The sequence below is a fragment of the Kribbella solani genome (genome assembly GCF_014205295.1).
GTDB classification, from domain to species: domain Bacteria; phylum Actinomycetota; class Actinomycetes; order Propionibacteriales; family Kribbellaceae; genus Kribbella; species Kribbella solani.
Map to the genome: position 1 here is coordinate 7,470,364 of NZ_JACHNF010000001.1, position 18,700 is coordinate 7,489,063.

17 protein-coding genes are annotated in these 18,700 nt (G+C 67.7%); 8 read left to right on the top strand and 9 right to left on the bottom strand.

Features of this window, described 5'->3' with window-relative positions:
• Positions 1–7: 7 nt before the first annotated feature.
• Complete coding sequence (locus HDA44_RS34720; protein ID WP_184841819.1) at positions 8–796, bottom strand: maleylpyruvate isomerase family mycothiol-dependent enzyme; 789 nt, start codon at positions 794–796, stop codon at positions 8–10.
• Complete coding sequence (locus HDA44_RS34725; protein WP_184841821.1) at positions 793–1,434, bottom strand: TetR family transcriptional regulator; 642 nt, start codon at positions 1,432–1,434, stop codon at positions 793–795. Before HDA44_RS34725 ends, HDA44_RS34720 begins: the two co-directional genes overlap by 4 nt.
• 85 nt (positions 1,435–1,519) lie before the next feature.
• Between HDA44_RS34725 and HDA44_RS34730 the strand changes: the two genes are divergently transcribed.
• From HDA44_RS34730 to HDA44_RS34750, 5 genes are all read left to right on the top strand, one after another.
• Positions 1,520–1,786 carry a DUF2277 domain-containing protein gene (locus HDA44_RS34730; protein ID WP_184841823.1) on the top strand — a complete coding sequence of 89 codons (267 nt, stop codon included), beginning with the start codon at positions 1,520–1,522 and terminating at the stop codon, positions 1,784–1,786.
• Positions 1,787–1,864: 78 nt separating this feature from the next.
• Positions 1,865–2,704, top strand: a complete 840-nt coding sequence (locus HDA44_RS34735) for a TIGR03560 family F420-dependent LLM class oxidoreductase (protein WP_184841825.1) — start codon at positions 1,865–1,867, stop codon at positions 2,702–2,704.
• A 9-nt stretch (positions 2,705–2,713) separates the two neighbouring features.
• Entirely contained in the window at positions 2,714–3,010 is a 297-nt protein-coding gene (locus HDA44_RS34740; RefSeq protein WP_184841827.1) for an MGMT family protein, read from the top strand.
• A gap of 150 nt (positions 3,011–3,160) precedes the next feature.
• Positions 3,161–6,379: an ATP-dependent helicase gene (locus HDA44_RS34745; protein ID WP_184841829.1), complete on the top strand. Its 3,219-nt coding sequence runs from the start codon at positions 3,161–3,163 to the stop codon at positions 6,377–6,379.
• Complete coding sequence (locus HDA44_RS34750; RefSeq protein ID WP_184841831.1) at positions 6,379–9,615, top strand: ATP-dependent DNA helicase; 3,237 nt, start codon at positions 6,379–6,381, stop codon at positions 9,613–9,615. Before HDA44_RS34745 ends, HDA44_RS34750 begins: the two co-directional genes overlap by 1 nt.
• Positions 9,616–9,797: 182 nt before the next feature.
• Here HDA44_RS34750 and HDA44_RS34755 read toward each other — a convergent pair whose 3' ends face one another.
• On the bottom strand, positions 9,798–11,519 hold the full coding sequence (locus HDA44_RS34755; protein ID WP_184841833.1) for an IucA/IucC family protein: 1,722 nt from the start codon (positions 11,517–11,519) through the stop codon (positions 9,798–9,800).
• Positions 11,519–12,106: a GNAT family N-acetyltransferase gene (locus HDA44_RS34760; protein ID WP_184841835.1), complete on the bottom strand. Its 588-nt coding sequence runs from the start codon at positions 12,104–12,106 to the stop codon at positions 11,519–11,521. Before HDA44_RS34760 ends, HDA44_RS34755 begins: the two co-directional genes overlap by 1 nt.
• 151 nt (positions 12,107–12,257) lie before the next feature.
• On the opposite strand from HDA44_RS34760, the gene HDA44_RS34765 reads away from it, so the two are divergent.
• Positions 12,258–12,941 (top strand): GOLPH3/VPS74 family protein, encoded by a 684-nt coding sequence (locus HDA44_RS34765; RefSeq protein WP_184841837.1) that lies wholly within the window; start codon positions 12,258–12,260, stop codon positions 12,939–12,941.
• A gap of 84 nt (positions 12,942–13,025) precedes the next feature.
• Here HDA44_RS34765 and HDA44_RS34770 read toward each other — a convergent pair whose 3' ends face one another.
• Genes HDA44_RS34770 through HDA44_RS34780 form a run of 3 tightly spaced genes read right to left on the bottom strand, consistent with a single transcriptional unit; the run spans position 13,026 to position 16,535 of the window.
• A complete protein-coding gene (locus tag HDA44_RS34770; protein ID WP_184841839.1) occupies positions 13,026–14,594 on the bottom strand; it encodes an AMP-binding protein in 1,569 nt (522 codons plus the stop codon).
• Positions 14,595–14,602: 8 nt separating this feature from the next.
• The gene (locus HDA44_RS34775) at positions 14,603–15,727 is read right to left on the bottom strand and encodes a DUF5938 domain-containing protein (protein ID WP_184841840.1); all 1,125 of its coding nucleotides are present in this window, start codon (positions 15,725–15,727) and stop codon (positions 14,603–14,605) included.
• A gap of 1 nt (position 15,728) precedes the next feature.
• Positions 15,729–16,535, bottom strand: coding sequence for an SDR family NAD(P)-dependent oxidoreductase (locus HDA44_RS34780; RefSeq protein ID WP_184841842.1), 807 nt, complete (start codon positions 16,533–16,535; stop codon positions 15,729–15,731).
• 170 nt (positions 16,536–16,705) lie between these two features.
• Here HDA44_RS34780 and HDA44_RS34785 point away from each other — a divergent pair, with 170 nt between their 5' ends.
• A complete protein-coding gene (locus tag HDA44_RS34785) occupies positions 16,706–17,347 on the top strand; it encodes a TetR/AcrR family transcriptional regulator (RefSeq protein ID WP_184841845.1) in 642 nt (213 codons plus the stop codon).
• A gap of 48 nt (positions 17,348–17,395) precedes the next feature.
• Here the strand turns inward: HDA44_RS34785 and HDA44_RS37795 are convergent, their stop codons facing one another.
• Positions 17,396–17,695 carry a hypothetical protein gene (locus HDA44_RS37795; protein ID WP_238352616.1) on the bottom strand — a complete coding sequence of 100 codons (300 nt, stop codon included), beginning with the start codon at positions 17,693–17,695 and terminating at the stop codon, positions 17,396–17,398.
• Positions 17,696–17,759: 64 nt separating this feature from the next.
• Between HDA44_RS37795 and HDA44_RS37800 the strand changes: the two genes are divergently transcribed.
• On the top strand, positions 17,760–18,011 hold the full coding sequence (locus HDA44_RS37800) for a hypothetical protein (RefSeq protein WP_238352617.1): 252 nt from the start codon (positions 17,760–17,762) through the stop codon (positions 18,009–18,011).
• Here the strand turns inward: HDA44_RS37800 and deoD are convergent.
• A complete protein-coding gene (gene deoD, locus HDA44_RS34795) occupies positions 17,971–18,684 on the bottom strand; it encodes a purine-nucleoside phosphorylase (RefSeq protein WP_184841847.1) in 714 nt (237 codons plus the stop codon). The genes HDA44_RS37800 and deoD overlap by 41 nt on opposite strands.
• Positions 18,685–18,700: the final 16 nt, after the last annotated feature.

Consider the following 18,700-nt stretch of genomic DNA (forward strand, 5'->3'; position numbering starts at 1 on the left):
CGTCGTACTAGAACGGCATTCTGCAGGTAGTGACCGCCTCGGTGGCGGCGGGGTCGCCCGTTACCACCGGGGCGTCGTCGCGTCCGGACAGGGTTCGCAGGTACGACACCGCGTCCACGGAGGCGCGACCTACCGGCTCATCCCTCCCGAGCTGGTAGATCGCACCTCCAGGCCCAGTAAGTTCGAGTTCCACGGCCGGACGGTCCCTCCAGTACGGGCCGTCGATCACGTCGTACATCACCTGCGCGACGAGCTCAGCGGCGTACGGCCCCGCGTCGAACGGACGCCGGAGTGCTTGGCAGACGTCATCGCGGTGCATCCACAGGTCCCGCGCCAGCAGGATGTCCTGGATGTAACCGAGGCTCAGCCGGACGTCGTCGAACCCCTCCATCGTCAACGACACCCGCCGGAACAGCTCCGGGTTCTTGGAGATCTTCCGCGTCGCCTTCGCCCACACCTGGTCGAACAGCGCCCGCAACTCGTCCGGTGGCGTACCGCGGTGCTCATCCGCCTGGACCATCATGTGCGCGTCGATCCGCACTACCTCCGGGTACACCCGCTTCGCCTTCCGGTACCGGCGCGGGAACGACAGCATCCGGTTCACGTCCTCCGCCTGGCCGATCAGATGGCCGGCGATGTCCGCGACGTCCCACTCGTCGCAGACCGTACGGCGCGACCAGTCGTCCCCCTCGATCGACGCGAGCAGCATGTGCCAGGCCGTGAGCTCACTGTCCCGGTGCGTCCGGCACTGCGTCCGATCGGCCCGGCCGATCCCCTCCGCGAGTACTGCGGTCATCTCTTCCCCCTGGTTGGCGCGTAGTGCTGGTGGAACATGTCGAGCACGGTCGGAAGCATCCGGATGAAGCGCCCGTCCTCGAATGACGCGTCCGGCTCGTTAGCGATCTGCTGCGAGAGCAGTCCGGCCGTCAGCGACGTGTACAGCGCGATGCCCTCGTCACTGGCCGCAGCTGGGTGCAGATAGCCCGCCGCTGCTGTCATCAACAGGTGTTCGCGGAGGTCCTGCAGCGTTTCCTGCGCCGGCGCGTACGCCGCGGGGCTCGGCTCGAAGCCCGGAATGGTCCGCCAGAACAGCAGTTGTGTGTAGACGGGGTTGGCCAAGCACCACCTGCAGAACGCGGTCGCGGCGACCAGGTTGAGCTGTAGTAGGTCCTGGGTCGTTGCAGTTGCCAGGGCAGTCCGGTACGCGTCCCGCTGCAACTCACTGCCGCGCTGGAACAGCGCGTCGTAGATCGCCATCTTCGACGGGAAGTACTGGTACAGCGACGGCGGTTGCAGGCCGAGCCGCCGGGCCACCGCGGACAGACTCAGCGCCGCGACGCCGTCTGCCTCCATCAGCTCGATGGCGACGTCGAGGATCTCCCCGATCGTCTCTTGGCGGCGGCGGGTACGGCGGTCCGGCGCGGAAGTGCTCACAGCATGAGGAAAACCTAATACCATTAGGGAAGTCAATACCTCGTAGTTTTCAGCTCTTGTCCCCGGCGGCACGTACTGTCGAGACATGTGCCGAAACATCACCGTGCTGCGCGGACTCGAGCCGTCCGCGACCACTGAGGAGATCCACGCCGCCGCGCTGCAGTACGTGCGAAAGGTGACCGGGGTCGGTTCGCTGAGCGCGACCACCCGCGGCCCGATCGAGCGTGCCGCGGCCGAGGTCGCCAAGATCACCGAGCAGCTGCTCGCAGAGATGCCCGCGCGCCGCACCCCGCCGCAGACCGTGCCGCCGCTACGCCGCCCGGAAGTCCGCGCCCGCCTCGGCCTGGACTAGCCGAAAGTCTTCCCCGCGCCGCCCGGGCGAGCGGTAGTGTTCGGCTGGCGGGAAAGGGCTATGTCGAGGAGGCGCGGGATGCGGTTCGCGATCAAGACCAGGCCGGAGCACACCACCTGGCAACAGCTGCGGGACGTGTGGATCGCGGCGGACCAGTTCGAGCTCTTCGAGTCGGCCTGGCACTGGGACCACTTCTACCCGCTCACCGGCGACATGCAGGGCCCGAACCTGGAAGCGTGGACGACGCTGGGCGCGCTCGCCCAGGCGACCTCACGGATTCGGCTCGGCTGCCAGGTGACCGGCATGATCTACCGGCACCCCGCGGTGCTGGCGAACATGGCGGCGACCACCGACATCATCAGCAACGGCCGGCTAGAGCTCGGCATCGGCGCCGGCTGGAACGAGATGGAGACCGCCGCGTACGGCATCGAGCTGTACCCGTTGAAGGAACGCTTCGACCGGTTCGACGAGGGTACGCAGGCGATCGTCGCGCTGCTCACCGAGAAGGTCGCGAACTTCGACGGCAAGTACGTCAAGCTCACCGACGCGTACTGCAATCCGAAGCCGGTGCAGACGCCGCATCCGCCGATCACGATCGGCGGCAAGGGACCGAAGCGTACGCTCCGCGCGGTCGCCCGGTGGGCGCAGCAGTGGAACGTCATCGTCGCGAACCCGGAAGAGTGGAAGCCGCTCAAGGACGTACTGGTCCAGCGTTGTGAAGAGGTGGGTCGCGACGTCGGCGAGATCACCTGTTCGGTGAATGTCCGGATCGATCCGGACAGTCCGCTCGACAAGGCGGTCGCGGCAGCCGCGGCGTACGGCGAGGCGGGCGTCGACCTGGTCGTGATGAACCTTCCGCTGGACGCGCCACCGTCCGTGCTGGAACCACTCGCGAAGGCACTGGCACCACTCGCCTAGATTGTCCCTGTGGACAGGGAGGAGTACGTCGAGGCGGTGCTGCAAGCCGTGGAGTCGATCCCGGAGGGCAGCGTCGCGACGTACGGGGACATCGCCGAGTACGTCGGGCAGGGCGGGCCGCGGCAGGTCGGCGCGATCATGCGCGAGTACGGCGCGGCCGTCACCTGGTGGCGGGTGATCCGCGCGTCCGGCGTACCTGCTGACGAGGTCGGCGACGAACAGCTGGAATTGCTCCGCGCCGACGGCGTCCGAATCACCAACGGCCGGGTAAACCTCCGCACCGTCCGCTGGACCCCCGAACCCTGACAAACCCCCCAGCCCCGGTCGTGCACAGCCGGTTGTGAGTGAGTTGCGGGTGGTGCTTGAAAGCCTTGTTTTGTGTCCGTTTTCCGGTGATCGCGGGGTCGGGCGGGGTGCCCCGCGCGGATTGTCGGTGGCGTCTGCTGGGATGGGGCGATGGTCAGCAGACAGGGCTCCCGATACCGCTTGGTCCGGGCAGCAGGGCGCAGCGCGGAGGCCCCTGTCCTGGATGCCGATCAGCAGGCCGTCGTCGATCATCCCGGCGGCCCGCTGCTTGTCCTGGCGGGGCCGGGAACGGGTAAGACGACGACCTTGGTGGAGGCCGTCGTCGACCGCGTCCGGAACCGTGGCCTGAGCCCCGACGAGGTGCTCGTGCTGACGTTCGGGCGCAAGGCGGCGACCGAGCTACGCGACCGCATCACCGGCCGGCTCGGGCGGACGACCCGGGTGATGCCATCCATGACCTTCCATTCCTTTTGTTACGCGTTGCTGCGCCGCTTCACCCCGGCCGACGCGTTCGACGTACCACTGCGTCTGCCCTCCGGCCCCGAGCAGTCGCTGCGGTTGAGCGAGGCACTCTCGGGCAGCCGCGAGGTCGGCGCGGTGCGCTGGCCGACGAGTCTGCATCCGGCGTTGAAGACGCGCGGCTTCACCGACGAGGTCCAGGCGGTGATCGGCAAGGCACGGCAGCTCGGGCTGGACCCGGAGGACCTGTCCGCGATCGGGAGGTCGGCGGAGCGCTCCGAGTGGGTGGCGGTCGGCGACTTCTTCGAGGAGTACCTGCAGGTTCTCGACGCCGAGCAGGTGCTGGACTACTCCGAGCTGATCCACCGTGCGGTGATCCTCGCCCAGCAGCCCCAGGTGCAGGACAAGCTGCGGGCCGAGTTCAAAGCGGTGTTCGTCGACGAGTACCAGGACACCGATCCGGGGCAGACCAAACTTCTCCAGGCGATCGCGGGCGACGGGCGCGACCTGGTGGTCGTCGGCGATCCGGATCAGGCGATCTACACCTTCCGTGGCGCCGACGTACGCGGCCTGCTGCGGTTCACGGAGGAGTTCCCGGCGCGCGGCGGTGGCGAGGCGGCGCAGATCGCGTTGGGTACGACCCGCCGCTTCGGATCCACCTTGCAGCGGGTCTCCCGCAACGTCGTGAACCGCCTCGGCGTGCCGGGCACGCTGGACCGCGACACCTTCGACCGCTTCCGGAACCCGGACGCCTCGAGCTGCGTGTACGGCCCCGGAAAAGTCGAAGCGAACCTGTACTCGACCAGTGGCGCCGAGCTGGAACACATCGCCGACCTGCTCCGGCGCGCGCACGTCCAGGACGGCGTCGGGTGGCACGAGATGGCCGTGCTGGTCCGTTCCGGCAGCCGATCGATCCCACCCCTGCGCCGGGCGCTGGCCGCGGCCGGTATCCCGGTGGATGTCGCGGGCGACGAGTTGCCCCTGTCACGTGAGCCGGCCGTACGCCCGATGTTGCTGGCGTTGCGCGCGGTCGCCGATCCGGAAACGCTGACGGTTGAGGTCGTACGCGCCTTGGCGTTGTCGCCGTTGGGTGCGATGGACGCGGGGCAGCTGCGCCGGCTCGCGCGTGTGCTGCGGCGACGCGATCGGGATGCGGCAGGCGGCCAGCGGTTGCCCCGGTCGTCGGACGAGCTGCTGCGTGAAGCGCTGCTGAATCCCTTGCTCCTCGACGAGGAGGCATCGCCGGCCGAGGCACGGTTCGCCGCGCTCGGCGAACGGTTGCTCAAGGCAAGGAACATCGTGACCGCGGGCGCGGCGCCGGACGAGGTGATGTGGTCGCTCTGGGCGGAGTCGCCGTGGTTGCGGCGGTTGCGCGGCCAGGCGCACTCCGGCGGCGAGCCGGCCCGCGCCGCGAACCGGGACCTCGACTCGTTGTGCGCACTGTTCGACGCGGCCGGGCGGGCCGAGGAGCAGGTCGGGTTCAAGGGCGTGTCGGCGTTCCTGGCCGAGCTGGAGTCGCTGGACATCGCGGCGGACAACCGGTTCGACGGTACGTACCGCGAGGCCGGCGTGCAGCTGATGACCGCGCACCGGTCGAAGGGCCTGCAGTGGCGACTCGTCGTGGTGGCGTCGGTCCAGGAAGGTCAGTGGCCCGACCTGCGGCGCCGCGGTTCACTGCTGGAGCCGGACCGGTTGGGTACGGACGGGCTGATCGATCCGTTGTCGGCCGGCGCGCTACTGGCCGAGGAGAGACGGCTGTTCTACGTCGCGATCACCCGCGCCCGGGAGCGGTTGATCGTGACGGCGGTGCAGGCGCCCGAAGCCGATGGCGACCAACCGTCCCGATTCCTTGCCGAGCTGGACATTCCTTTGAAACTGGTCGCCGGAAGACCGCGACGGCCGTTGTCGCTGCCCGGCCTGGTCGCGGACCTGCGTTGCGTACTCGCGGATCCGGCTTCGTCGCCGGCGTTGAAGCGCGTCGCGGCGGATCGGCTGGCCGCGCTGGCGGATGCGGTCGACGACCGTGACCAGGCGCTGGTGCCGACGGCTGATCCCTCGCGCTGGTGGGGCGTACGGGAACGAACCCAGTCGGTGCGGCCGATCGCGGACCCGGAGCTGCCGGTGCCGTTGTCGGGAAGCGCGCTGACGACGATCGTGGACTGTCCGCTGCGATGGTTCCTGACCAGGCGGGCCGGCGGCGAGACACCGAGTACGTCGGCGATCGGTTTCGGGATGGTGCTGCACACGCTGGCCGACGCGGTCGCGACCGGGACACTGCCGCCGTCGGTCGACGAGCTGAACGGCTGGCTGGACAAGGTGTGGACGCAGCTCGAGTTCGAGTCGGCGTGGATCTCGGACCGGGAGCGTGGCGAGGCGGAGCAGGCGCTGCGGCGGTTCGTCGCCTGGCACCAAGGGCGCCCGGACCGGAAGCTGGTGGGCAGCGAGGTCGACTTCGACGTGCTGCTGCCGGACGAGGAGAATCCCGCGGTCCGGGTCAAGGGCCGGATGGACCGGGTCGAGCAGGACCCGGAAGGGACGATCCGGGTCGTCGACCTGAAGACCGGGCGGACGATCCCGACCAAGCCGGCGCTGGCGCGGCACGTTCAGCTCGCGATCTACCAGCGCGCGATCAACTCCCGTCAGCTGAAGAAGCTCGGCGAGGAGGCGACCGCGGGTGGTGCCGAGCTGGTCCAGCTCCGGCACGACGACAACGGCGGTTTCCCGAAGGTCCAGCACCAAGGCCCGCCGGAGGCCGACGAGGACGGCCGCACCTGGCTGGACGACGCTGTCGACGATGCCGAAACGATGATCCGTACCGAGAACCTCACCGCCCAGCGCAACGACGGCTGCAGTCGTTGCGAAGCGCGTGCGCTCTGCCCCATTCAGCCCGAAGGCCGGGAGATCGTCTGATGCCTGCCGTACAGCTGCGGACGACGGCCGACCTGTGTGACCTGCTCGGCATTCCGTTCAGTGATCAGCAGTTGGCCGCCATCACCGCGCCGCTCGCGCCCGGTGTGATCGTCGCCGGCGCCGGGTCGGGGAAGACGACCGCGATGGCGGCGCGGGTGGTGTGGCTGATCTGCACCGGGCAGGTGAAGCCGGAAGAGGTGCTCGGGCTGACCTTCACGAAGAAGGCGGCGAACGAGCTCGACGTTCGGATCCGCGAAGATCTGACCAAGGCCGGCGTGCTCGGATCGACGCTGCCACCGGACCAGAACCCGATCCTCGCCGCGCACCTGCGCAGCAACATCCCGAACTGGGAGCCCGAAGAACCGGGCGAGCCGGTCGTGTCCACGTACCACGCGTTCGCCGGCACGCTGATCGCCGAACACGGCCTGCGGCTCGGCCTCGAACCGGACTCGCGTGTCCTTGCCGACGCGACCCGGTTCCAGCTCGCCGGGCGGGTGGTCCGACGATCCGCTGGGCCGATCCGATTCGCGTCCCATCACGTACCCACCCTGGTCAACAGTCTGCTGTCACTCGACGGCGAGCTCGCGGACCATCTGCTCCGGCCGGACGATATCCGGGAGCACGATGACGCCGTACGCCAGGAGGTCGCGGCGGCACGCAAACAAACGGTCGAGGTACGCAAGCTCGCCGAGACCGCGCTGAAGCGGGGCGAGATCCTGCAGCTGGTCGAGGAGTACCAGGCGTACAAGGGTGATCGTGGGGTGGTCGACTTCGCTGACCAGATGGCGCTCGGCGCGCGGCTCGCGGAGGAGTGTCCCGAGGTCGCGGGCGTGGAGCGAGCGCGGTACAGGGTCGTGCTGCTCGACGAGTACCAGGACACCTCGGTGTCGCAACGGCGGATGCTGACCGCGCTGTTCGCGGGGCCGGACGTCGCGCACGGTCGCGGGCACCCGGTCACGGCGGTCGGCGATCCCTGCCAGGCGATCTACGGCTGGCGCGGCGCCTCGGTCGCGAACCTGGACGAGTTCCCGGAGCATTTTCCCCAGGCGGACGGGCGGCCGGCGCAGCGGTATGTACTGAGCGTGAACCGGCGTTGCGGCAGCCGAATCCTGGCCGCGGCGAACCAGCACGCGGCCGAGTTGTACGAGCAGCATCCCGGCGTGATTCCGCTGGAGGCGCCGGAGAACGCGCCCGAGGGAGCGATCACGGTCGGGCTGTTCGAGACGCGATCGCAGGAGATCGAGTGGGTCGCCGACGCGATCGTCGCCGCGCACCGCACCCGGAACCGCCGGTGGAAGGACATCGGCATCCTGATGCGTACGAACGTCGACCTCAGCGCGGTGCACGAAGCGCTGATCGCGCGCAAGGTGCCGGTCGAGGTGGTCGGGCTCGGCGGTCTGCTCGCGCTGCCGGAAGTCGTCGACGTGGTCGCGACGCTGCAGGCCGTCAACGACCTGACCGCGAACGCGGCGATGCTGCGTATCCTGACCGGCCCGCGGTACCGGATCGGCCATCGTGACCTCGCGCTGCTGGCGAACCGGGCCCGGCTGCTCGCCGACGCCGGCGCGCGCCCGGCCGCCGACGACCTGGTCGCCGCGCTGGACGCGGCGGTGGCGGGGATGGACTCGACCGAGGTGATTTCGCTCGCCGAAGCCGTCGACGACCCCGGGCCGGGGGAGTACGCGCCGGAGGCACTGGTCCGGTTCAAGGAACTGTCGGTCGAGCTGCGGGAACTGCGCGGGCATGCCAGTGAGCCGCTGCTCGACCTGGTCCGGCGGGTGATCAGCACGATCGGGCTGGACGTCGAGCTGACCGCGACCCCGGACCATGTCGAGGCCGGCCGGCGCGATCATCTCGCCGCGTTCCTCGATGCCGTCGGCAACTTCGTGTCGACCGAGTCGGATGGTTCGCTTGACGGGTTGCTGGCGTATCTGGCTGCCGAGGAGGAGTACGCGGCCGGGCTTGATCTTGCCGTGCCGAGCGAGGCGGACTCGGTGAAGCTGCTCACCACACACCGGTCGAAAGGGCTCGAGTGGCCGGTTGTTTTCGTGCCGACGCTGGTGTCGAAGGTGTTTCCGTCCGATCGGGGGCGGGACAAGTGGACCACCAACGCCAAGGTGCTGCCGTGGCCGCTGCGCGGTGACGCGGACACGTTGCCGGACATTCACGACCTGACGAACGCCGGGCTGAAGGCGTTCGCCGACGAGTGCAAGGACGTGAACGCGCTGGAGGAGCGGCGGCTCGGGTATGTCGCGTTCACCCGGGCGAAGGACCTACTCGTCGCGACCGGGCATTGGTGGGGCCCGACCCAGAAGCGCCCGCGCGGCCCGTCCGCGTACCTGGAGACGTTGAAGAAACACGCCGGTGAGCGGGTCATCGAGTGGGCCGAACAGCCGGAGCTGACCGCGGAGAACCCCGAGCTCGCCGAGCAGACACAGGCGCCGTGGCCGACGCCGTACGACGTCGATTCGTACCGGCGGCGGCTGGAGTCGGCCACGCTCGTGCAGCAGGCGCGGGCCGAGGGGCCGTCGGTCGAGGCGGAGGATTCGCTGCTGCTGGACGAGCAGGCGACGGTCGCGCGGTGGGACTCCGAGCTGGAACGATTGTTGTCTGAGGCAAGGGAAAGCCGGAGCCGGAAGGCGTACGAGGTGGCGCTGCCGGCCGCGCTGTCCGCGACCCAGGTGATGCGGCTGGCGAAGGACCCGGACGGTCTGGCCGCCGAGCTGGCCCGGCCGATGCCGCGCAAACCCAACCGGGCGGCGCGATTCGGGACCCGGTTCCACGCGTGGGTGGAGAGCTACTTCGGTCAGCAGCTGCTGCTCGATCCCGATGATCTGCCCGGCGCCGCGGACGAGGACATCGTCGACGACCGAGACCTGACCGAACTGATGGACGCGTTCCGGGACGGGCCGTTCGGCGAAACGACCCCGTACGAGATCGAGGCGCCGTTCGCGCTGTCCCTGGCCGGCCGGGTGATCCGCGGCCGCATCGACGCCGTGTACCAGGTCGTCCGCCCCGACGGCTCCCGCGGCTACGACGTGATCGACTGGAAAACCACCCGCGGCGAAACCGCCGACCCCCTCCAACTCGCCATCTACCGAGTCGCCTGGTCCGAACTCACCAACATCCCCCTCGAAAACATCACCGCCGCCTTCTACTACGTCCGCACCGGCGAAATCACCCGCCCCCCAAACCTCCCCGCCAAACCAGAACTAACCCAACTACTCAACGGCTGACGGGCCAGCTCGGCCGGCACGACGTCTACCGGACCGGGTGCGACGTCGAGTCGGCTGTCGTGGATTTCGCGATCCGGGTCGACGATCCAGTAGGACAGGACTCTGTGGTGTTCGTAGAGGGCGCGTTTGAGGGTCGTGTGTGGGGTGGGACGGAACGGACGGAGGCCGCCTACCCGCGGCCGCTATCCCAAGTGCAGCGGGTTCTCCAGCGTGCCGACGAACTGGAGCGAACCGGCGACGTCGGTGAGGTCGACCATTTGCTGGTTGTTGCGTAGTTGGAGACGGTTCAGGCAGGACAATGCGAACTCCGGCGCGAAGATGTCGTACTTCGCGAACGCCTCCGCCAGTTCGGGTGTCGCGGTCTGATAGTCGCGGATCGCCGTACTCACCACGTCCCAGAACTGCTCCGGCGTCAACAACCCTTCCTGGTCCAGCAGCGGTGACAGGAACCGGAAGATGCAGTCGAACACATCGGTGAAGATCGAAAGCAGCTTCTCGTCGTCGGGCACCTCGGCGCGTACCCGCTCGGCCTCCGCCGGCAGTGCGGTCGCCGGGCTGAGTACCGCGATCTCCTCGGCCAGGTCCTTCATGATCACGCGGATCGGAATCGCATCCCGCAGTACCAGGATGAGGTTCTCGCCGTGCGGCATGTACACCAGTTCGTACGCGTAGAAGCAGTGCAGCAAGGGGATCAGGTAGGCGTCCACGTACGCCCGCAGCCAATCGGCCGGCGCCAGCCCGGACGCCCGTACCAGCGAAGCCGCCAGCGATGCGCCGTGCCGATCCACGTGCAGCAGCGACGCCATCGTCGCCAGCCGTTCGCCGGACTCCAGTTGCGGTACGGGACTCTCCCGCCACAACGCCGACAGCATCTTCCGGTACGGCGACGTCTTGTCGGTGGCGTTCTCGTAGTACCGGTTGTGGTACCCGGCCGCCGCGATCTCCCGCAGTACGGAGAACCCGTATCGCTTCAGCACCACGTCGTTCTCGACCACCGAGTAGACCCAGTCGTTGATCGCCGGCGTCGCCGCCATGTACGACGGGGACAGCCCGCGCATGAACCCCATGTTCAGCACCGAAAGCGCCGTCTTCACGTAGCAGCGCGCCGGGTCCGACCGGTTGAAGAACGTCCGGATCGACTGCTGCGGCTGGTACTCGTCATCGCTCGAGCCGACCAGAACGATGTGCCGCTGGGCGATGTCCGCGGCGAACGTGATCGACGTCTTGTTCTCCCACTGCCACGGATGCACCGGCAGATACACGTACTCCGCCGGGTCGGCGCCCACGGCAACGATCTCCGCGGCGAACCGCTCCAGCGTCCGAGCGCCGAGCTCCGACCGCAGCAACGATTCATACGTAAGAGTGCTGCTGTGCGAGATCGTGGTCCGGTCCCGCCGGGTCGCGATCCAGGTCAGCCGGACCGCCGCGCCGGTCTCCGGTGCGTACGCCCGGTAGTCCGCGACGCCGAACCCGAGCCGCCCGTTGTTCGCGACGAAGCAGGGATGCCCTTCGGTCATCGCGGCCTCGACGGTCTGGAAGTCCGCCGTGACCAACTCGGCCGCGGTCAGGTCAGGTTTCGACAGTTTGTACGCGGCGGAGGCGAGCGTACTGCTGACCTCCTCCAGGTACACCGGCAGCATCTCGGCGCCGATCCCGAGCTGGTCATGAAACTCGGTGATGAACTCCAGCGCGTCCACCGACGCACCGTCGTCGCGGGTCACGGCGCCGATCTGCCAATGGTTCAACGGATAGCGCCGGGCGTCGAAGCGGTACCGGCCAACCCGATAACCATTGCCATCAGCAACTGGTTCGAGAATGCGCTCGTGGCTGAACTCGGCCAGCGCCTTCCGTACCAGCGCCTGGTTGGCGACCGTCCAGACTTCCGGGTTCAGATGCTCGATCATCAGCCCACCTCGCCCATCCGGGTCGCGTCGGCGTACTGGTCGCGGGTGCAGAAACTCAGCCAGGCCTGCTTGTCCGGCAGGTCCACGATGCTGTGCTTGCGGAATCCCATCCGCTCGTTCAGTGCCTGGATCTTCAGATTGCGGACGTCCGGCTCGACCACGATCCGGTCGGTCAGCGGATCGCCGAACAGGCTGTTCATGATCGTCTCGAAGACGGCTCCGGTGAACCCGGCGATCGGCGTCACCGGTGGTCCGGCCAGTACATGCATGCCGACGTCGCCCGGCGCCACGTCGTACACCTGGCCGACCGCGTCGTACGCCGGGTCGTAGCGCTCCATCAGGAACGCCGGCCGCCCGTTGTGCTCGCCGAGGAAGGCGTGGTGATGCGTACTGCGCTCGATCCGCAGGTACTCCGCGTGCACGTCGGCGACGGTGGCGGTCAGGAGACCCCAGTACCGCGCGTACGGCTGGGTAACCCAGCCGTGCAGCGTGGTCACGTCCGTCGTCAGATCGAACGGCCGCAGGCCGAGGGTGCCGATTCCGGGGGCGAACCACCGGTACGTCGGCTCGGGCAGTGCTCTGGTCATGGCTGCTCTGCTTTCGAGGTGGGCGAACCTGTCAGGTAAGGCTAACCTAACTAAATCCGGAGCCGGTACTCGGTCCACGACTGGAGACGGAGGCGGGAGATCGTCCGCGCGGCGGATGTGACGGGTGCCGGGTTCTGCCTACGTTGGGTACATGCTGATCGCCGAGGACCTCCTGCTGCTTCTGTACGACGACGAGACGGGCAAGCCGGTCACAGGGTCGCCTGGTCTCGACTACGCGCTCGCCGGCGCCGTACTGATCGAGCTGACGGTGCAGCGGAAGCTGGACATCACCACTGCCGGCAGTGGTGAGAAGCCGGGACGCCTGAAGGTGCTGGACGGCTCGCCCACCGGTGATCCGATCCTGGACGAGCGGTTGTCGCTGATCGTCAACAAGCCCGGCAAGAAGCCGAAGGACCAGATCGGTCAGCTCTCCAAGCGCCTGCGTGACCAGTTGCTCGTACGGCTCGCGGAGCGCGGCGTGCTGGAGCAGGACCAAGGCAAGGTACTTGGACTGTTCCCGGTGACCCGCTGGCCGGCCAAGGACGCGCGGCACGAGCTGGAGGTGCGGGCGCAACTGGAGAACGTGCTGAAGGTCGGTACGACGCCGGACGAGCGTACTGGTGCACTGATCGCGCTCCTGAGTGCACTGAACGTTGTGCCGAAGGTTATTACCGGAGCGGTGGACAAGAAGGCGCTGAAGCGGCGTGCGAAGGAGATCGCGGAGTCGGACTGGGCTGCCGAAGCAGTCAAGAAGGCAGTGACCGAGATGCAGGCCGCTGTCACCGCGGCCATTATGGTGTCGACAACGGCCGCCGCAACCTCAGCCAGCACCTAGCGGCGGCCGCGACGTCAGCAACAGCTAGCGGCGGCTGCAACGTCAGCCGGCAGCTGACGGCGGCTGCAACGAGCCGTAGTGAGATCAAGGCAGAGCAGCAAGTCGGGCCTTGATCTCCGGCTTGACCACCTTGCCGACCTTGGACCGTGGCAGATCGGGCCAGACGAGCACCTCCTTGGGCGCCTTCACACTGCCGAGCCGTGCCTTGGTGAACGCGATCAGCTCGTCCGGCTCGACCACACTGCCCGGCTGCAGCTGCACTACCGCGACGACTCGCTCGCCCCACTTGTCGTCCGGCTGACCGACCACCGCACAGTCCCGTACGGCCTCGTGGGCCATCAGCGCCTGCTCCACCTCCGTCGAGTACACGTTGAAGCCGCCGGTGATGATCATGTCCTTTGCCCGGTCGACGATGTACAGGTAGTTGTCGTCGTCCAGGTAGCCGATGTCGCCGGTGTGATGCCAGCCGTACGCCGACGCGGCCGCGGTGGCATCCGGATCGCGGTAGTACCCGCGCATCACCAGCGAACCGCGGACGACGATCTCGCCACGTTCGCCGGGCGGGAGCAGTACGCCGTCGGCGCCCATGATCGCCACCGTGACCAGCGGGGACGGGCGTCCGGCGGAGGACAGCCGAGCGGATGCGACGTTGCCACTGGCATCGAAGTGTGCGGCCGGCGGAAGTGCGGAGATCATCATCGGTGCCTCGGTCTGACCGAACAGCTGTGCCATCACCGGTCCGATCCGGTGCAGTGCTTCTTCCAGTCGCGCGACTGACATCGGCGCGGCGCCGTACCAGAAGCACCGCAACGACGACAGGTCAGTGGAGTCCAGCTCGGGCGCTGCCAGCACCATGTAGATCAGCGTGGGCGGTAGGAACGTGTGCGTCACGCCGTGTCGCGGTATGAGCTCCAGGAACGTGTGTACGTCCGGAGAGCGCATGATGACGATCTCTCCGCCGGAGGCGAGGACTGGGAAGCACAGCACGCCTGCCGCGTGAGTCAGCGGCGCCAGTGCCAGGTAGACCGGCCGGGTGCCGAACGGGTACCCCATCAGGGTCAGCGCGGTCATCGTCTCCAGGTTGCTGTTGCTGAGCATCACTCCCTTCGGGCGACCGGTAGTGCCGCCGGTACCGACGATCATCGCCAGGTCGTCCGGGTCGGTCAGGTCAGGTGTCGGCTGGGACGCGCCCCCGCGGAACGCGTCCCAGCCGACGGTTCTCCGGCCAGCAGGGTGGGGGTTGGGGCCGGAGCTACTGGGCTCGCCGTCGAGGCACACGAACGTGTGTACCTTCGGCAGCGAGTCCCGGATGCGGTCCACCAGCGGCGCGAACGCCGCCTGGTAGATCAGTACTTCACAGTCGAACTGGTCGAGCAGTTCACGGTTCTCCGCGGCCTCGTTGCGTGGGTTGATCGGGCACCAGATCGCACCGGCCCGGCTGATGCCGAACACGCAGCTGAACGCCACCGGGTCGTTCGCGGACAGGATCGCGACCTTCCCACCAGGGCGTACGCCGGTTGCTGCCAGCGCACCGGCGATTCGGTACGACAGCTGCTGCACTTCGGCGTACGTCAGCGTCTCGCCGTCCGTCGTCAGACACGCGGCGTCCGGGCCGAGTGATGCACCCTTGTCGAGGTAGTCGACCAGTCGCACGGTGGCTCCTACCGCTGCACGGTCAGCTGTGGCTCGGACACCAGCCCGAAGCCACGCAGTACGCCGAGCAACTCGCGGTGCCCGAACGCCTGGCAACCGCTGGCGAAGCCGACTCGTTTCGGTGGTGTCTGAAGCAGTGAGTACGCCGCGTACGCCTGGAGCAGGCCGGTCTGCTGGTAGTTGCTGTTGCCGTGAATGACACAGTGCGCCCGGCCGAGCGGTCCGGACGCGTGTACCGAGTCCAGCGACTTGTTGACGCGTGGGTTCTCCCGTGGCGGCATCTGGTTCATCACCTGACGTGCTGTCTCGGTCAGAGCCGCGTTGCGCTCGTCGGCGGCCATGTCCTTCGTGGCCTCCAGTGCACCCGCCACGATCTGCGGTACGCCGTGCATGAGCGCTGCATTGAACACACCGCCCTGTGCCTTGCAGTTGGCCACTCGGGGGTCGCGTTTGAACCAGACCGGGTGAGACGTGCCGCCCCAGGGCAGTGACAGTGCCAGCTCATGCTGTCCTGGCACTACCAGTGGCACGAGACCTTGCTCTGGGAACTCCACGTACTCGTTCTGATCCAGGAAGTGCGCTTTGGACGTCGCTGCATTCACCAGGATCGTACGAGTCGAGGCGATGGTCGGACTGCCGCCCCAGAACACCGCAATGTCCAGTGTGTCCAGGCCAGGCTCTTCCAGACACAGCTGCGCCGCGATCTCACCAGTGGTGTACATCTGCGCGATACCAGGCGACAACAGCAACCCAGCCTCCGCGAACTGAGCGCCGTACTTCTCGTCGCAGGTGATCAGCCAGTCCTGCTCACCCGTGGTGTCGGTGTAGTGCGCACCCGCCGCCAGCGCCGCCTCCACCGCCGCCGGCCCAAGCTCGCTGAACGGTCCAACCGTGTTGAGTACGACAGCCGCGCCCGTGAACAACTCGGTCAACGCCGCGACATCATGCTCAACCGCGGTGACCTCGTAGTCAGCCGTCTCAATCCCAGGAACACTCGACTCCATCGAGTCCTTGAGCTTCTCCTCGCTACGCCCAGCAGCAACGAACGGCACGCGATAATGCCGCAAGTACTCACAAACCAAACGCCCGGTATACCCAGAAGCGCCGTACACGACTACTGGCTTTGTGCTCATGTCACATCCCCATTCCGCCGTCGACGGGCAGGCCTATTCCGGTGATGAAGCGGGACTCGTTCGAGGCCAGGAAGACGACTGCGTCGGCCATGTCGGTTACGTCGCCGAGGCGGCCGGCGGGGGTTAGGCCGATGACTGCGGCGACGGCTGCGTCGGGTGACTCGAAGAGGCCTAGCTGGGCTACGTCGTTGGCCAGGCCGGCGCCCATCGCGGTCGGGACCAGGCCGGGGTAGATGCAGTTGACGCGGACGCCGTAGCCGAGCTTGCCGGATTCCATCGCGGCCACGCGGGTGAGGCGGTCGACGGCGGACTTGGTCGCGGAGTACACGGCGATCCCGGGGAAGGCGATGGTGGCCGCGACCGAGGCGACGTTGATGATCGCGCCGCCCTGACCGGCCAGGCCGTCCGGGCGCATCGTCCGCAGGCCCCACTTGACGCCGAGGGTGGTGCCGAGCACGTTCACCTCGAGCATCTTCCGGATCTCGTCGGCGGTGACCTCGGTGAGCAGGCTGGTGATCTCCACCCCCGCGTTGTTCACCAGGATGTCCAGCCCGCCGAGGATGTCGTTGGCGGCGACCACCGCGTTCTCCCAGTCGCCGTCGTCGGTGATGTCGTGGGCGACGAACCCGTTGCCGGCGCCGTACTCCTGGTCGAGCGCGTCGGCGACCGCGGCGCCGGCGTCCTTCTGGATGTCGCTGATCACCACTTTGGCGCCGGCCGCCGCGAGGGCTTTCGCCATGCCCTCGCCGAGCCCCTGCGCGCCGCCGGTGACGAGGGCCTTGCGGCCGGAGAGATCGAGTGAACCCATCTGTAGCTCCTTTGCTGACCGGACCCCCGTGGGGTGTTTCACACTCTGGCCATTCCTTTGACACTCGTCAAGACTTTGTTTGACAGTTGTCAAGAAAACGCCGGACGGCTGGAACATGACGGCCCGCGGCGGGGTACTCTGACGCAACCGGCGATCAGGAAGGTGGGTGCGTGACGGTGGCATCTGCGACCGCGGCCGAACCGGACCGCCCCGCCCGGGTGTCCGGGATCGACAAGATCGAGCGCCGCCGGGTGGCACTGGCCGAGTCGGCGCTGAAGACGCTCGGCGAGCTCGGCTACGCGCGGACCAGCCTGCGCGAGATCGCCAACAACTCCGAGTTCACCCACGGGGTCGTGCACTACTACTTCCGCGACAAGATCGACCTGATCAGCTACTGCGTGCGGTACTACAAGACCAAGTGCGCCCGCCGGTACGACGAGGTGGTCGAGACCGCGGTGTCGGCGGACGAGCTGTCCACCGGGTTCCTGGCGAAGATGACGCAGACGCTGGTCGAGGAAACCCCGATGCACAAGCTCTGGTACGACCTGCGGGCGCAGAGCATGTTCGAGGAGCAGCTCCGCCCGGACGTCGAAATGATCGACAAGCTGCTCGAAGAGATGATCTGGCGGCTACTGACCAGGTACGCGGAGCTGACCGGAAGCACACCGGCCGTCGACGCGCCAACGGCGTACGCATTGGTCGACGGGCTGTTCGAGCAGGCAGTGGTCGGCTACTCGGCGAACCCGGACGCGGTCCCGGGCCGGCTGGCCGACCGGATCACCCAGGTACTGCCCAAGCTGGTCACGGCGTAGCGGCTCCTGAGCACCGGTCGCTGCAGGCCGGCGCTCAGGAGCCTGGAGTCATTCCGCTCCGCAGTTGACCTTGCAGAGCTTGTCGGTGAGCGTGAGGATCGCTCCCGGCTGCTCGGAGTCCACCTCAGTGGAGAACTCGACGGTCCAGTTGCCCGCCGTGGTCGTACCGGACGCCTTGCCCTGTTGCTGCTTCAGCCAGTCGACAATCTGGCCGCGTGGGTTCACATGCGCCAGTTCAAGCGCGTCCGGGGCGAACTCGGTCAGCTTGGTCGTCGCCTCGGCTGCTACGCCGGTTGCCTGCAAGGACAGCACCGCCGGCCGCGGCTGGCTGCCGATCAGTGCCTGCACCGACGTGGTGCCTTGGCTGCACGTCTCGTACGCCTCGTCGGTGCTGCACTTGTAGCTCTTACCGGTGAGTGCGGTGACGACCTGTGCGGTGGTCAGGTCCGGCAGCGTCTCCTCCGGACCGGACGAGCTGCTGCTCGCCTGTGGTGTACCAGCGCTGCTGGAGCTACTGGAGTTGCCGGAGGCCGCCGGCTTGTCGTCGGAGGACTTGCCGGAGCAGGCCGCCGTACCGGTGATGACAGTGGCGCAGATCAGGACGACCGCGCCGTACCGGCGGTTCAGACCGGCACCTCGATCGCGGCGTCCAGAGCGATGGTGATCATCTCGGAGAAGGTGGTCTGACGCTCCTCGGCGCTGGTCTCCTCCTTGGTGATCAGGTGGTCCGACACCGTCATGATGCCGAGCGCCCGGCGGCCGAACTTCGCGGCCAGCGTGTAGATCGCCGCCGCCTCCATCTCGATCCCCAGCACGCCGTACTCGGCAGTCCGGGAGACCAGGTCGGCCCGGTCGTTGTAGAACAGGTCACCGGAGAACACCTGGCCGACGTGTACGTTCAGCCCGGCCGCCTCGGCCGCGTCCACGGCCGCGCGGAGCAGCTTGTAGTCGGCGGTCGGCGCGTAGTCGATGCCGTGGAAGCGCAGCTGGTTCATCTGCGAGTCGGTGCTCGCGGACATCGCCACGATCACGTCCCGGACCCGGACCGCCTCGGTCAGCGCGCCACAGGTTCCGACCCGGATCAGGGTCTGGACGTCGTACTCCGCGAACAGCTCGTTCGCGTAGATGGACGCGGACGGCTGACCCATGCCGGAGCCCTGCACGGAGATCCGTTCACCCTTGTAGGTGCCGGTGAAACCGAACATGTTCCGGATCTCGGTATAGCAGATCACGTCGGACAGGTACGTCTCCGCGATCCACTTGGCCCGCAGCGGGTCACCGGGGAACAGTACGCGCGGTGCGATCTGCCCCTTCTCGGCGGCGATGTGAATACTCATGCCGGGATGCTCTCAC